This is a genomic window from Vreelandella halophila (assembly GCF_009856365.1).
GTDB lineage: Bacteria > Pseudomonadota > Gammaproteobacteria > Pseudomonadales > Oleiphilaceae > Halospina > Halospina utahensis_B.
Window position 1 is genome coordinate 181,678 of sequence record NZ_WMEX01000002.1, and the last position, 13,845, is coordinate 195,522.

Consider the following 13,845-nt stretch of genomic DNA (forward strand, 5'->3'; position numbering starts at 1 on the left):
CGTGCAGGATATTGAACAGCTTCTGGACCGGATGACCGACGACCTGCGCGAGCACATCAATGCGCGGGGTCTTTCCAGCCTGTGCCCCGTGGGCATCCGCACCGGCGGTGTCTGGGTCGCGCAGGCGCTGCGCGAACGCCTTGGCATCCAGGCCGAATGCGGCGAACTGGACATTACCTTCTACCGGGACGACTTCAGCCGCATCGGGCTTCACCCCCGGGTCAGCCCCTCGCGGCTGCCGTTCGAGACCGAGGGCCAGCACCTGCTGCTGGTGGACGACGTCATCATGAGCGGTCGTACGATCCGCGCCGCCATGAATGAACTCTTCGACTACGGGCGTCCTGAGTCGATTACCCTGGCCGCGCTGGTCGACCTGGGTCGGCGTGAGCTGCCGATCCAGCCCGACGTGACCGGCACCCATGAGACCCTGGGCCCGCGCCAGCGCATCAAGCTCCGGGGGCCGGAGAGTCTGGAACTGGCGGTGGAGGAGGTGCCCGATGCCTGAGACCAGCCGCGATCTCCAGCTGACCGCCGATGGCGAGCTGCGCCACTTTCTCGCGATTGAAGGACTGGACCAGGCTCTGCTCACACGCATTCTGGACACCGCCGATTCCTTTATCGAAGTGGGTGAGCGCACCATCAAGAAGGTACCGCTTCTGCGCGGTCGCACCGTGGTAAATCTCTTTTTCGAGCCCAGCACCCGCACCCGCAGCACCTTCGAACTGGCCGCCAAGCGTCTCTCGGCGGATGTGCTGAACCTCGACATCGGTACTTCCGCGACCTCCAAGGGCGAATCCCTCTCGGACACCCTGCTCAACCTGCGCGCCATGGCCAGCGACATGTTCGTGATGCGCCACTCCCAGAGCGGGGCGCCGCATTTCGTGGCCCAGTCCGTCACGCCGGATGTGGCCATCATCAACGCCGGCGACGGGCGTCATGAACACCCCACCCAGGCCATGCTCGATATGCTGACCATCCGCCAGCACATGAAGACCTTCAGAGGTCTGCGGGTGGCCATCGTCGGCGATGTCCAGCACTCGCGGGTGGCGCGCTCCCAGATCCGGGCACTGAACACCCTGGGCGTGGACGAGGTCCGGCTGATCGCGCCGGACACACTGCTGCCCCATGAGCCCGAAGCTTTGGGCGCGCGGGTTTTCCACCGCATGGAGGAGGGGCTGCGCAACGTGGACGTAATCATCATGCTGCGGCTCCAGCACGAGCGTATGGAGGGGGCACTGCTGCCGAGCGAGAGCGAGTTCTACCGCATGTACGGTCTGACCCGTGAGAAGCTGGCCTACGCCAACCCCGGCGCACTGGTGATGCACCCGGGGCCGATCAACCGGGGCGTGGAGATTGAATCCGCCGTCGCGGACGGTCCCCAGTCCGTGATTCTGGGGCAGGTAACCAATGGCATCGCCGTACGCATGGCCGTGATGTCCATGTCCATGGGCGGCCAGCTCAATGAACGCCAGTCTGCAACCGGAGAGGGAGTGGCTTCAACGTGAAGTGGCGCGTCGATAATGTTCATCCGGTCATTGATGGCGAGCCGGCGGCGGAGGCCACCTCGGCACTGGTGGTCGATGGCCGCATCGCCGCACTCGGGGCGGGTCTTTCGGGCGAACGGGTGGAACGTGAGGTGGATGGGGCCGGCCAGTGGCTGCTGCCCGGGCTGATCGACCTCAACTGCCATCTGCCGGAGCCGGGCAGCGACCGTGGTGGCAGCATCGAGAGTGAAACCCGGGCCGCCGCCCGTGGCGGCTTCACCACCGTCTGCACCACGCCGGATACCAGCCCGGTCAACGATTCCAGCGCCGTAACCCATCTGATCCGGGATGTGGCCGAACGCAACGGTCACACGCGGGTGCTGCCCGTGGGGGCGCTTACTCGGGGCCTGGAAGGCGAGCGGCTGAGCGACATGGCCGGGCTGACCCGTGCCGGGTGCGTGGCGCTGGGCAATGGCGGCCACGCCACCGCCAGCTCACGGGTGCTGCGCCGCTGCATGGCCTATGCCCATACCTTTGACATCCGGCTGTTCCTGCAGCCGGAGAACGCCTCGCTGGCCTCGGATGGCTGCGCCCATGACGGACTGGTGGCCGCCCGCATGGGGCTGCCCGGCATCCCCGAGGTGGCGGAAACCACCGCTGTGAACGAACTGCTGATGCTGGCGGAGGAGACCGGGGCGAACCTGCATATCGGGCCGCTCAGCTGTGCCCGCTCGGTGACACTGGTCCGTGCCGCCAAAGAGGCAGGGCACAGCGTCACCGCCGAGGTGGGTATCGCCCATCTGGTGGCGACGGAGGCGGCCATTGAGGGCTACAACGGTACCTTCCACAGTCGTCCACCGCTGCGGACGGAGGCGGACCGGCGCGCCCTGCTCGAGGGCGTGGAAAGTGGCGTGATTGATGCCATCGTCAGCCAGCACCGGCCTTCGGATAAAGCCGCCAAACTCGCGCCGTTCCCGGAGACCCAGCCAGGGCTCTCCACAGTGGAATCCACGCTCTCGCTGGGGCTGGAGCGGGTGGCCGCCGGAGAACTCTCCCGCGGGGCTCTGCTGCGGGCGTTGACCAGTGGGCCGGCGCGGGTGCTGGGTCTGGACGCGCCGACCATTGCCGAGGACAGTGTCGCGGATCTTACCCTGGTGGCGCCGGAACAGCACTGGATGCCGGCCGTGGGGAGTCTGTATTCCGCGGGCCCGCACCTGCCGGTCATGGAACGGGAACTGCCCGGAGTGGTGATGTTGACGGCCGTTGATGGCCGCATCCGGCACGAGCATGAAGGAGACGGATCATGAACTGGCTCGCGATACTGCTGCTTGCCGTTATCGTCTGGCTGCTGTGGCGGATTGTCCGTAATACCGGGGATGCCCTGGATCGTCAGGCTGCTATGCAGACGGAGCTGACTTCCATTGAGCGGCGGCTGGCACGGCTCGAGGCGGTAAAGGATGAGAACCCCGGGTGAAACCCCGGGGTCCGGGTTTTACTTGATGGCCTCGCGCAGAGGCTTGCCCGCCTTGAAGCCCACCGACTTGCTTGCCGGAATCTGGATGGAGGCGCCCGTCTGCGGATTGCGTCCGGTGCGCGCACTGCGCTCACGCACGTTGAAGCTGCCGAAGCCCGGCAGGGTCACGCCTTCGTTCTTCGCCAAAGCCGCACTGATCTGATCCGTGAAGGCATTCAGTACTTCCTGAGCCTTGCTTTTTGAAAGGCCCGTTTCCTCGGCAACGGCTGCTGCCAGTTCCGGTTTGCGCATAGCTGGTTCTCCTTTGGATGGTCGCGGTCGATACCGTTCAGATATAGCCCACCAGACTCCGCTGTCAAACCCCGTAATGAATTTGGTCCCGACACCAGTGCAGCCGCATACCAGGCTTTGTGGTACTCATCTCACAAATTCGCCGAAGGGTCGCACATAATGCCGCCCTGGATTTGACACGCTTTCGGGGGGCGGCGAGGATTCGCTGCACACAACGGAACAACAAACACAAGAAAGGTTGAGGACCAACCATGACCGTAATCCTCTCTGCCGTGGCCCGGCCCCGGTTCTGGGGGCGGGCCATTGTGCTTCTGGCACTGGTGGCCATGCTCGGCGGCTGTTCCATGATCCGCCATCACATGTACGCCACCAGTGGCAGCGTGATGCAGGGGCTCTCGAAGGAGCACACCACCCCCTACGTGCTGCAGCAGTCCGATGTGGGCATGTCCTGCGCCATGAGCGAGGCGACCACGCCACTGATGATGTCCTTCGGGCGCGTGACGGACGAGCCCAACCAGCTCGGCATCATGATGCACCTCTCTGCCGCCGGCTGCTCCGTGACCCGGGCGCGCGAACTGGATCTTGAGTACGAGCGCCTGATGCGCGATCGCGATCCGGATGCCGCACAGGATGCCCGCTATGCCGCGAGCCGCCACTATCGTGAAGCCGCTATGCGTTTTCACGAGGCCTGGAAGAACATGAATGAACACTACGGCCGGGTGGGCAATGGCGAATGCCCCACGGAGCGGCTGGAAACGGAAACCGACCAGTTCATGTTCCTGGCTGGGTTGGTCTCCGGCCTGCAGGCCATGCACACCCAGGTGCGTGCCGGGGAACAGCTGGGCATTCCCAACAACATTGGCTCGCGGGTAGCCCGTGCCTCCGAGTGCCTGGACGACGACCGCTGGTGGGGGGCACCGGGTGCCATGCAGGTGGCCGTCTGGGCCATGCTGCCCTCTGCCGCACCGGAAGATGCAGAACCGTTCAAGCAGCTGAGGGAGGCCAGCCGGAAGGGTGAGAAAGCTGGTGTGCGGCTGGCCCATGTGTTCCATGCCGTGGCCGCCGAGAACGCGGGTGACCAGGCCATGGTGCGGGACGTGATCCGTCGCCATGCCGAGGCCAGGGAAGCCAAACCCGCCGCCGATGACTGGGTCATGATCGATGAAACGGCCACACGGCACATCCAGGCCCTGTCTGACCGTCTCTGGACCCGGGCCGAGGGCCACCGCACGCCCACCGGCCGGCTGGGCGAGTTCTGGGACGACCCGGAACCCGAATCCGAAACCATTGACCTGAATGAACTGATGTAACGGGCGCCGGAGGAATGGACATGAAGACCCTGAAACGCACACTGATCAGCGCGCTGGTCGCCCTGACCCTTGGAACCGCGGTCAATGCCACGGCCCAGGAAGAAGAGGTGATCAAGCGCAGCTTCTGCGTGTTCGACCCGGTGGGCGCCAACGGCCCGCTGTTCGAGCTGATGCAGTCCGCCCGCCCCATGGCGCTGGAGCGCGGTGTGGAGCTGGACATGCGAGCCTACACCAGCGAGAAGATCGCCGCCGAGGAATTCCGCAATGGTCAGTGCGACTCTGTGCTGCTGACCGGCACCATGGCCCGCGACTTCAACCGCTTCACCGGCTCGCTGGAGGCCATGGGGGCCATCCCCGGCGAGGAAGAGATGCGCATGCTGATGCAGGTGCTCAGTCAGGATAACGCGCGCCAGTACCTCCAGACCGAGAAGTACGAAGTGGTGGGGGTACTGCCGGCGGGTGCGGTCTACCTCTTCCTGGATGACCGCTCGATCGACACCGTGTCGGATCTCCAGGGCAAGCGCATCGCCACCCTGGACCACGACAAGGCCTCCATCACCATGGTCCGGCACGTGGGGGCCTCCGTGGTGGGCTCCAGCACCTCCAACTTTTCCGGGCGCTTCAATAATGGCAGCGTGGACGCCGCCTACGCTCCCGCCGTGGCCTACGAGCCCCTGGAGCTCTACAAGGGCCTGGGCGAGGACGGCGCCATCCTTGACTACACCCTGGCGCAGATGAACTTCCAGATCATCGTGCGGCGCGATCGTTTTCCGGATGAGTACGTGAACCAGGTGCGCGACTACGCCTTCAGCCGGGTGGATCAGGCGTACGGGATCATTGAGGATGCCGAGTCCAAGGTGAAGGAGAAGTACTGGATGCGGCCGACGGAACAGGAGCGCCGGGAGTACAACGCCATGCTGCGCGAGGTGCGCCAGCAGCTTCGCGAGGAAGGCGAATTCGACGAGACGGCCCTGAAGCTGATGCGCGGCATCCGCTGCCGGGTGGAACCCTCACGTGCGGAATGCGCTCGCTCTGAGGGCTGAAGCCACCAACTGACCAGGGTTGTTGTATGGGTCTGCCACGCCGTACCGGCATCGAATGGTTCTCTTCGCTGCCGGCCTGCCTGATTCTGCTGCTGTTCGTGTTCTTCGCCACGACCACGGACTTCCACAACAAGGCGCTCCAGCTTGGGGAGTATTTCTGGTCCGGCTACTACCAGCTGAGGGAGGACCCGGAGCGCCCGGACTGCAACCCCATGGTGGACGTCGAGTCCGAAGTGGATCGTCTGGCGGAACGCAGGATGGACGACGAGATCGCGGGCCTGCTCGGCGAGTCCGAGGTGGATCGCGAGGCCATTCGGCGCTCGGTGATCGCGGCCCAGCGGGCCTGTGAGGCTGACCATCTCCAGTACCAGGCAACGAAGGAACGGATCACGACCCCGGTGCGCCTGTACCGCAGCATGGAGCAGGGTCTGGCGGAACTGACGGCGGTCGGGCTCAACTGGCAGCGGCCGTTGCTGATCCTGCTGGTCGCCATCTGCGCGGCCACGGCCACCCTGGGGCGGCACCAGATCGCCATCCGGGGCATCGAGACCCGTACGGACTACCGGGTCTCCTACAGCGCCCAGACCATCGCCAACATGATGCTGCTGGCCTCCAGCTGGATCTACCGCAACCACGTGCAGCAGGCCATGGATGTGGTGCCGGCGGCGCGAGACATGCTGAACCTGCTCTGGGTGCTGTGTTTTGCCGTACTGAGTATGGCCAGTGTCTACCGGCTGCTGCGTGAACCAACAGATCTGCGCACCGGCGGCAGCATCCTGCAGGCGCTGCCCACCATTCCGCTGTATTCGGTGATGTGTTTCATCTCCGGGGCCTACTTCCTGAGTTTCGGGTACATGCAGGGCATCGGTGTCTACCTGGGCGCGCTGATGGAGCACGCGGAAATCTTCGTGAACGTAGCGCTCTACGTCTGGGCGGGCATGATGCTCAAGCAGACACGGGTGGCTACCCTGGTGTTCGACATTTTCCGGCCCCTGCGCATGCCGCCGGAGCTACTGGCGACAGTGGCCGTTGTGGTTGCCGCCATCCCAACCGCCTATACCGGTGCCTCCGGTATCTTCGTGATCGCTGCCGGTGCCGTGATCTACCACGAACTGCGTTCCGCTGGTGCCCGCCGTCAGCTGGCCCTGGCCGCCACCGCGATGTCCGGCTCCATGGGCGTTGTGCTGCGGCCCTGCCTGCTGGTTGTGGTCATTGCGATGCTCAACCGCGAAGTCACAACGGATGAGCTTTTCAGCTGGGGGGCAATTGTCTTCGCGCTCTCGGCGGTTCTGTTCTTCCTGGTGACCATGCTGTTCAACCGCCAGAGCGAGATGAAGCTGGCGCCTTTGGGTGAAGCCATTCCAGAGATGCTCCAGGCCCTGCGGCCGCTGATTCCCTATGCTCTGGTGGTCGCCGCGGTGGTTCTGGCTTACAGTTGGGGGTTGGGCGTGGGCCTGGACGAATTCTCAGCGCCACGGATCCTGCCCGTCATGCTGCTCAGCATCCTGGTGTTCGAGGCCATCCGCTTCCGGGGCCGGGAGCTGCCGCAGACCGCCGGCGGCCAGGCGCACAGCGGCTTTGAGCCAAGCCTGCGCCACGCCACCAGTGATACCACCGCCGAGATCGGGGCGCTGCTGCTGCTGTTCGGGCTCTCCATCAGCCTGGGCGGCGTGATTGAACGCGCCGAACTCATGGACCTGTTCCCGGACAGCGTGGCGAGCCCCTGGATGGCCATGGGCCTGATGGTGCTGCTGCTGGTGGGTCTGGGCATGATCATGGATGCCTTCGGCGCCGTCATCCTGGTGAGCGCCACTGTGGCGAGCTTCGCCTACCAGAGCGGAATCGACCCTGTACACTTCTGGATGGTGACGCTGGTGGCGTTCGAGCTGGGCTACCTGACGCCGCCCGTTTCCCTCAATCACCTGCTTACGCGGCAGGTGGTGGGTGACGAGGAGGTACGCCTGGCGCGCACGGAGGCCAGTGGTGGCAGCTTCTACCAGCGTCATGAACGCATCGTCATGCCCATGGTGGTGATGGGGACAGCGCTGGTGCTGGTGGCGTTCGTGCCCCTGCTTCTCTACGCCCTGTGACAGGTTCGCCTGAATGAAAAAGGCCCCGGTCATGTGATCACGCCGGGGCCTTTCCGCTTGAGCGCCCGACAGGGCGCGGAGGCGGGCTTACTGACGCAGCTTCGGGCCGGCGTTGACGATCGAATCCGGCACGTCGAACTTGCTGAAGTTCTCGACGAACTGGCTGATCAGCTCCTGAGCCTTTTTGTCGTACTCGGCCGGGTCATCCCAGGTGTTGCGTGGGTTGAGCAGCTTGGTCTCAACGCCCGGTACCGACGTCGGCACGTCCAGGTTCAGGTCTTCCAGATGCTCGGTCTCGACGTCGTCCAGCTCACCATCCTGGATGCCATTGATGATGGCCCGCGTGGTGGGAATGGAGAAGCGCTTGCCCACACCGTAGGGGCCGCCGGTCCAGCCGGTGTTCACGAGGAAGACCTTGCTGTCGAACGCGTCCATCCGCTTCATCAGCAGTTCGGCGTAGACGCCGGCCGGGCGCGGGAAGAAGGGCGCTCCGAAGCAGGTGGAAAAGGTGGACTGCAGCCCCTCGCCGGACCCCATCTCCGTGGAGCCCACCAGTGCGGTGTAGCCACTGAGGAAGTGGTAGGCCGCGGATTCGCGCGAGAGGATGGACACGGGCGGCAGCACGCCCGTCATGTCGCAGGTCAGGAAGATGATGTGCTTGGGCTCGCCGGCACGATTCTCCACCACCCGCTTTTCAACATGGTCCAGCGGGTAGGCGCAGCGGCCGTTCTCGGTAAGGGAGGTGTCCGTGTAGTCCGGCTCACGAGTCGCCTCATCCACCACCACGTTCTCAACCAGGGCGCCGAACTTGATCGCGTCCCAGATGATGGGCTCGTTCTTGCGCGTCAGGTCGATGGTCTTGGCGTAGCAGCCACCCTCCAGATTGAAGACGGTGCCTTCTCCCCAGCCGTGCTCGTCGTCACCGATCAGGTGGCGGCTCTGGTCGGCCGAGAGGGTGGTCTTACCGGTACCGGAAAGACCGAAGAACAGGCAGACGTCGCCGTCATCGCCCACGTTGGCGGAGCAGTGCATGGGCAGCACGTCATGGTCCGGCAGCAGGAAGTTCTGCACCGAGAACATGGCCTTCTTCATCTCGCCGGCGTAGTGCATGCCCGCGATCAGCACGCGCTTGCGCGCGAAGTTGATGATGACGGTGGCGTTACTGTTGGTGCCGTCGCGTTCGGGCACGCACTCGAAGTTCGCCGCGTTCAGGATTTCCCATTCCGGGTTGTCGATGGGGTTGTACTGATCAGGGCGGATGAAGAGGTTCAGGCCGAACAGATTCTGCCAGGCCGTCTCGGTGGTCATCTTCACCGGCAGGTAGTAGTTCGGGTCCGAGCCCACGTGCACGTGCGAGGTGAAGTGCTCATGCTCACCCAGGTATGTCTTCACGCGCTCCCAGAGCGCATCGAATCGGTCCGCATCGAAGGGGTGATTGATCTTGCCCCAGTCGATCTGGTTAACGGTGCTGGGCTCTTCAACAATGAAGCGGTCCACCGGGGAGCGACCGGTGCGTTCGCCGGTGGTCACCACCAGTGAGCCATTGGAGGCGAGTTTGCCCTCATTCCTTTCCAGCGCCAGCTCAACAAGCCGGGCCGGGCACAGATCCGTGTAGGTTTTACTCACGATGACCTCACTTTCAGATGTTTCAAATCGGTTGCGGCGCGCGGCTGCCGGGATGAAAGGGCAGCGCGGCGGCCCGGGGGTGCGGATGGTTGTTCGGGGCGCACCCCTCCAAGCGGTAGCACGCCGCCACGCTCGCGGCGTGCCGGGGTGCGGGAAAGCATTCCTGTCGTCTACAGGCGCGACAGTATGCCAGAACCTTTCGGTAATTACGACCATCGCACGGGGGCTGGAGTGGGCCAGCGGGTAGTGATGAGGACTTTCTCCCTTTGGGGTGGGACGGTACCTTGGAGGACGAATCAGTGTGGTAAATCAGGTAGGGATATGACTGAACAGAGCCTCGAAACACCCCTTACGCGCCTTCTCGGCATCCGCCACCCCATCCTGTCCGCGCCAATGGCGTGGGTCGCTGGTGGGCACTTGGCCTCGGCGGTCTCGGAGGCCGGTGGGCTGGGCCTGATCGGGGGTGGCTACGGTGATGCGGAGTGGCTTGAGCGGGAGCTGGCCAACGCGGCTGACACGCCCGTTGGCGTTGGCTTCATCACCTGGAGCCTGAAGCAGAAGCCGGAACTGCTTGACCAGGTGCTTGCGCATCAGCCCGGGGCCATGATGCTGTCGTTCGGGGAACTAGCCGGGTTTGCCCAGCGGATCAGGGAAGCCAATTGCTGCCTGCTGGCACAGGTCCAGACCGTGGAGCAGGCAAAGAAGGCCGTGGATGAAGGGGCGGACGTCATCATCGCCCAGGGCACCGAGGCCGGTGGGCACGGCGCGAACCGGGCCACGCTGCCCCTGGTTCCTGCGGTGGTCGATGCCGTTGGCTCTGTCCCCGTGGTCGCCGCCGGTGGTATCGCGGACGGGCGCGGCGCAGCGGCGGCCATGATGCTCGGGGCAAGTGGGGTCCTGATGGGCAGCCGCTTCTACGCCACCGAGGAATCCCTGGCGCATCCCATCGCCAAGGCGGGCGCGGCTGACGCCCATGGTGACGACACGGTTCGCGGTTCCGTATTCGATCGGTTAAGGGGCTACGGTTGGCCGGAACCCTACACGTTGCGCAGCCTGCGCAACCGCATGACCGACCAATGGCACGGCGATCTGTCCCACCTGGAAGACAACCTTACCGAGGAACGCGAACGCTTCCAGGCCGCGATAGAGAATGCGGATTTCGAACTCGCGCCGCTGATCGTGGGTGAAGCGGTGGATCTGGTTGATCGGGTGCAGTCGGCTCAGGAAGTCGTCGAAGGTGTGGTTGCTGAAACGACCGCGTTGCTTCAGAAGGGAGCGCCGAATGTCTCATTGCATTCCGGGGGCACTTGATAGGATGAATGGGCGATTTCTGGCTTGGATGCCACAGGGGCAATTACATTGTTGAAGCGGCGGACGTGGAACTAGTCTCTGTTGCGCCAATACCCCGGTTTTCTGGAATGGTGGGCTACGGCAATCACAACCGCCTCGGTTCCCGTCTCAATAACAACGAGATCATAGGGAAAGCAGTCGAGCATGAGTCGCTTCGCACCCGAATTACCCGCTTCGCCAGGAAGGGGTGATAAAGGAAGGTAATTTTCTTCAATAATATCCAGAGCCCTGTCGATAGCTGTGAAAAACTCGGCGCCAAGGCCTGGCTGTTCGGATTCATACCATGCGGCTGCCTCTTCTGCTTCCTGCGAGGCCTCTTCCAGTATCCTTACTGTTCTCACTGTTATTCGCCCAGCCTGCCCCTCATTGTTTGCCGGAATTCATCACGGGTCAGCAACCGGGCATTACCCTCTCGGACACGGGAGGCACGCTGAACGACTTCCTCGTTCCACGCCTGTTCAGCCGAGTCATCGCGCGGGCCATCCAGGCTCATAATGAGCTCACGGGCCAATTCGGCACGTTCTGACTCAGAGAGATTCGAGATCTGGGAGCGGAGGTGGCTCAATGCTTCAGTTGTCATGTTGACTCCATGAACCGCAGTACTTTAATGCTATCCGGATTGGACAACCTGGACAAGCTGCATGCGGAGCGAGGCGGGTGCCTGTGCGACTACTCTGCGACGAAATGCTCAATGGCATCGCCCAATGGCTGCGCGTTGCGGGGTACGATACCGCGGTGCCCACGCCGGGGCTTCCGGACGATCAGCTGATGGCTCAGGCGCGTGCCGAAGGGCGCTGGCTGCTTACCGCTGATTCCGATCTTCTGGCGTTCGCCGATGCGGCCCGCTATGTCATCTATCTGCAGGGTCAGGATGACGGGGCCCGTCTCCGGGAGTTGACCCTGCGTCTGGACCTGGACTGGTGCCGGGCGCCGTTCACCCGCTGCAAGAACTGCAACACGCCATTGCACGAGGCGAGCGAATGGGAGGTGGCGCATTACTACCCCGGTTCCATCTGGTTGGACGGGCAGAGTGTCTGGGCCTGTTCGAGTTGCTGCCAGCTGTTCTGGGAGGGCAGCCATGTGCGGCGGATGTGGGCGCAACTGGAGGCCATGAACGGTTGGCGTCAGGCGGGCTCATCAGGAAACTGAACAGGGAGAGTCACTTTGGAACTGGATCATGTCGTCCCCTGGGGGCGCTCTTTCGAGGAATACCAGCGGATGTTCAACCTGGCGCCCGCCGACCTGGATAAGCGTATCCTGGGTTGTGGCGATGGCCCCGCCAGCTTCCATGCCACGCTCACGGCCCGTGGTGGCCGGGTGGCGAAAGAGGTCAGGGTCTTTCCGTTGGTGTCCCTAGATCCGGTTGATTATCGGTTCCAGAAGGGGGCAACCGAGATGCTGGTGGCGACGAGGGCATAGGGCCGCCTTGCGGCGACCCTGAGCCGGGGTATCGGTGCTTCAGACCGTTACCACCAGCTCCACCGGCACGTTGTTCCGGGTGGCGTTGGAGTAGGGGCACACCTGGTGCGCCTTGTGCACGAGCTCCTCGGCCTGTTGCTGCTCGAAGCCCGGTACGTGCACGTTCAGGGTAACCGCCAGGCCGAAGCCTTCGCCCTCCGGGCCGATGCCCACCTGACCGGTGATGGCGGTTTCTTCCGGCAGCTCGACCTTGGCCTTGCCGGCGACCAGTTTCAGGGCGCCGATAAAGCAGGCGGAGTAGCCGGCAGCAAAGAGCTGCTCGGGGTTGGTACCTTCACCACCGGCACCGCCAAGTTCCTTGGGCGTGGTGAGCTTGACGTTGAGTTGGCCATCGTCACTGGTGGCCTTGCCGTCACGGCCACCGCTGGCGGTTGCCTGGGCCTGATAAAGGATTTTTTCTGCACCCATGATGATTTCTCCTCTCTCTTTCGCTTTGATTGCACGCTATTAAATCGCGCACGATTTAAATAATCCAAAAAAATGCCTCAGCTGGCCAGCCGCTCTCGCAGGTTGTGCAGGTCGTCGCGCAGCCGCTCCAGCTCATCCGGGCTGCACTGCGTGGCACACATGACGGACTCCGGCACCGCTTCGGCTTTCTCGCGCAGTTTGTGGCCCTGTTCCGTAAGCACTACGGCCACCTGCCGCTCATCCTGGCGGCTGCGCTGGCGTTGCAGCAGGCCCGCCCCTTCCAGCCGCTTGAGCAGGGGGGTGAGGGTGGCCGAGTCCAGGAAGAGCCGTTCGCCGATCCCGGAGACGGTCTGGCCGTCCTGCTCCCACAGCACGAGCATGACCAGGTACTGCGGGTAGGTCAGGTCCAGTTCCCGCAGCAGTTTCCGGTACACCTTACTCATGGCCAGCTGCGCCGAGTACAGGGCAAAGCAGACCTGTCGGTCCAGTGCCAGCAGGCTTTCCTGTGAGTCGTTGCGATCAGTCATGCCACGCATCTTATATAGCGCGCGATTTAATCGCAAGCATGGTTTAAGCCGGTACAGGTCGACCCTGCTATAGTGGCTCGGTCAGAGACGTGCTTGAACGAGAATAAGGAACCCGACCCTATGACGGACAGAACCATCACCAAGACCGAGATCCTCAACAAGGTCTACACGGCGGATGACCACGAAAAGCTGATGGACGCCTACAAGGACTGGGCGGCCGATTACGACAGCGATCTGGAAGAGCTGGGCTATGTGGCTCACATCACCAGCGCCAGGGCCCTGGATCAGGCGCTTGGCGGGAATCATGATGCAGTGATCCTGGACGCCGGCAGCGGTACGGGCCTGGTAGGGGAGGAGCTGGCCAGGCTGGGTTACCGCACCATGGACGCGCTGGACTACTCCCAGGACATGCTGGACCAGGCGGAAACCAAGAACGTCTACCGTAAGCTGATCCAGGCGGACATGAAGGAACGCCTGCCGCTGGATGACAACGCCTATGACGCGGTGGTCTGCACGGGCACCTTCACCTATGGCCACATAAGCGCTGAGGGCTTTGATGAGCTGATCCGCGTCACCCGCCCGGGTGGCACGATCGTGTTCACCGTGCGCGAAGGCGCCTACGAGGAATACGGCTACCGGAAGAAGATGCTGGATCTCGAGGTGAAGGGTGAATGGGAGCTGGTCAGCTTCTATGACACGCCCTACCAGATCGAGGAAGGCAATACCTGCAAGATGTGCACCTATCGGGTGCGTTGAGGGGCCA

At 63.5% G+C, this 13,845-nt stretch carries 17 protein-coding genes; 11 read left to right on the forward strand and 6 right to left on the reverse strand.

Going from position 1 to position 13,845, the window contains the following annotated elements:
* The first annotated feature begins 1 nt into the window (after position 1).
* From pyrR to GLW01_RS04170, 4 genes are read left to right on the forward strand one after another with little or no spacing between them, the layout of a single operon-like run.
* Positions 2-505, forward strand: a complete 504-nt coding sequence (gene pyrR / locus GLW01_RS04155) for a bifunctional pyr operon transcriptional regulator/uracil phosphoribosyltransferase PyrR (protein WP_225741703.1) — start codon at positions 2-4, stop codon at positions 503-505.
* On the forward strand, positions 498-1,505 hold the full coding sequence (locus GLW01_RS04160; protein WP_160898224.1) for an aspartate carbamoyltransferase catalytic subunit: 1,008 nt from the start codon (positions 498-500) through the stop codon (positions 1,503-1,505). The genes pyrR and GLW01_RS04160 overlap by 8 nt, the downstream gene beginning before the upstream one ends.
* Positions 1,502-2,791 carry a dihydroorotase gene (locus tag GLW01_RS04165; protein WP_160898225.1) on the forward strand — a complete coding sequence of 430 codons (1,290 nt, stop codon included), beginning with the start codon at positions 1,502-1,504 and terminating at the stop codon, positions 2,789-2,791. The genes GLW01_RS04160 and GLW01_RS04165 overlap by 4 nt, the downstream gene beginning before the upstream one ends.
* Complete coding sequence (locus tag GLW01_RS04170; RefSeq protein ID WP_160898226.1) at positions 2,788-2,958, forward strand: hypothetical protein; 171 nt, start codon at positions 2,788-2,790, stop codon at positions 2,956-2,958. Before GLW01_RS04165 ends, GLW01_RS04170 begins: the two co-directional genes overlap by 4 nt.
* 18 nt (positions 2,959-2,976) lie before the next feature.
* On the opposite strand, the gene GLW01_RS04175 is transcribed toward GLW01_RS04170, so the two are convergent.
* Complete coding sequence (locus GLW01_RS04175) at positions 2,977-3,249, reverse strand: HU family DNA-binding protein (RefSeq protein WP_077529998.1); 273 nt, start codon at positions 3,247-3,249, stop codon at positions 2,977-2,979.
* A gap of 251 nt (positions 3,250-3,500) precedes the next feature.
* Here GLW01_RS04175 and GLW01_RS04180 point away from each other — a divergent pair, with 251 nt between their 5' ends.
* From GLW01_RS04180 to GLW01_RS04190, 3 genes are read left to right on the forward strand one after another with little or no spacing between them, the layout of a single operon-like run.
* Positions 3,501-4,559, forward strand: a complete 1,059-nt coding sequence (locus GLW01_RS04180) for a hypothetical protein (protein ID WP_202405557.1) — start codon at positions 3,501-3,503, stop codon at positions 4,557-4,559.
* A gap of 20 nt (positions 4,560-4,579) precedes the next feature.
* A complete protein-coding gene (locus tag GLW01_RS04185) occupies positions 4,580-5,602 on the forward strand; it encodes a putative solute-binding protein (protein WP_160898227.1) in 1,023 nt (340 codons plus the stop codon).
* A 26-nt stretch (positions 5,603-5,628) separates the two neighbouring features.
* On the forward strand, positions 5,629-7,692 hold the full coding sequence (locus tag GLW01_RS04190) for a TRAP transporter large permease subunit (RefSeq protein ID WP_151440102.1): 2,064 nt from the start codon (positions 5,629-5,631) through the stop codon (positions 7,690-7,692).
* An 87-nt stretch (positions 7,693-7,779) separates the two neighbouring features.
* On the opposite strand, the gene GLW01_RS04195 is transcribed toward GLW01_RS04190, so the two are convergent.
* The gene (locus tag GLW01_RS04195; protein ID WP_151440101.1) at positions 7,780-9,318 is read right to left on the reverse strand and encodes a phosphoenolpyruvate carboxykinase; all 1,539 of its coding nucleotides are present in this window, start codon (positions 9,316-9,318) and stop codon (positions 7,780-7,782) included.
* A 321-nt stretch (positions 9,319-9,639) separates the two neighbouring features.
* On the opposite strand from GLW01_RS04195, the gene GLW01_RS04200 reads away from it, so the two are divergent.
* On the forward strand, positions 9,640-10,629 hold the full coding sequence (locus GLW01_RS04200; RefSeq protein WP_160898228.1) for an NAD(P)H-dependent flavin oxidoreductase: 990 nt from the start codon (positions 9,640-9,642) through the stop codon (positions 10,627-10,629).
* 71 nt (positions 10,630-10,700) lie between these two features.
* Here GLW01_RS04200 and GLW01_RS04205 read toward each other — a convergent pair whose 3' ends face one another.
* Both GLW01_RS04205 and GLW01_RS04210 read right to left on the reverse strand, forming a co-directional pair.
* On the reverse strand, positions 10,701-11,009 hold the full coding sequence (locus tag GLW01_RS04205; protein WP_160898229.1) for a type II toxin-antitoxin system RelE/ParE family toxin: 309 nt from the start codon (positions 11,007-11,009) through the stop codon (positions 10,701-10,703).
* A 2-nt stretch (positions 11,010-11,011) separates the two neighbouring features.
* Positions 11,012-11,248, reverse strand: a complete 237-nt coding sequence (locus GLW01_RS04210; RefSeq protein WP_151440096.1) for an addiction module protein — start codon at positions 11,246-11,248, stop codon at positions 11,012-11,014.
* 77 nt (positions 11,249-11,325) lie between these two features.
* On the opposite strand from GLW01_RS04210, the gene GLW01_RS04215 reads away from it, so the two are divergent.
* Both GLW01_RS04215 and GLW01_RS15480 read left to right on the forward strand, forming a co-directional pair.
* Positions 11,326-11,817, forward strand: coding sequence for a Mut7-C RNAse domain-containing protein (locus GLW01_RS04215; protein ID WP_160898230.1), 492 nt, complete (start codon positions 11,326-11,328; stop codon positions 11,815-11,817).
* 15 nt (positions 11,818-11,832) lie between these two features.
* Entirely contained in the window at positions 11,833-12,087 is a 255-nt protein-coding gene (locus tag GLW01_RS15480; protein ID WP_202405558.1) for a hypothetical protein, read from the forward strand.
* 39 nt (positions 12,088-12,126) lie between these two features.
* On the opposite strand, the gene GLW01_RS04225 is transcribed toward GLW01_RS15480, so the two are convergent.
* Both GLW01_RS04225 and GLW01_RS04230 read right to left on the reverse strand, forming a co-directional pair.
* Positions 12,127-12,555, reverse strand: coding sequence for an organic hydroperoxide resistance protein (locus GLW01_RS04225; protein ID WP_160898231.1), 429 nt, complete (start codon positions 12,553-12,555; stop codon positions 12,127-12,129).
* 77 nt (positions 12,556-12,632) lie between these two features.
* Positions 12,633-13,082, reverse strand: coding sequence for a MarR family winged helix-turn-helix transcriptional regulator (locus GLW01_RS04230; RefSeq protein ID WP_151440092.1), 450 nt, complete (start codon positions 13,080-13,082; stop codon positions 12,633-12,635).
* A gap of 120 nt (positions 13,083-13,202) precedes the next feature.
* Between GLW01_RS04230 and GLW01_RS04235 the strand changes: the two genes are divergently transcribed.
* On the forward strand, positions 13,203-13,838 hold the full coding sequence (locus tag GLW01_RS04235; protein ID WP_160898232.1) for a class I SAM-dependent DNA methyltransferase: 636 nt from the start codon (positions 13,203-13,205) through the stop codon (positions 13,836-13,838).
* The last annotated feature ends 7 nt before the right edge of the window (positions 13,839-13,845 follow it).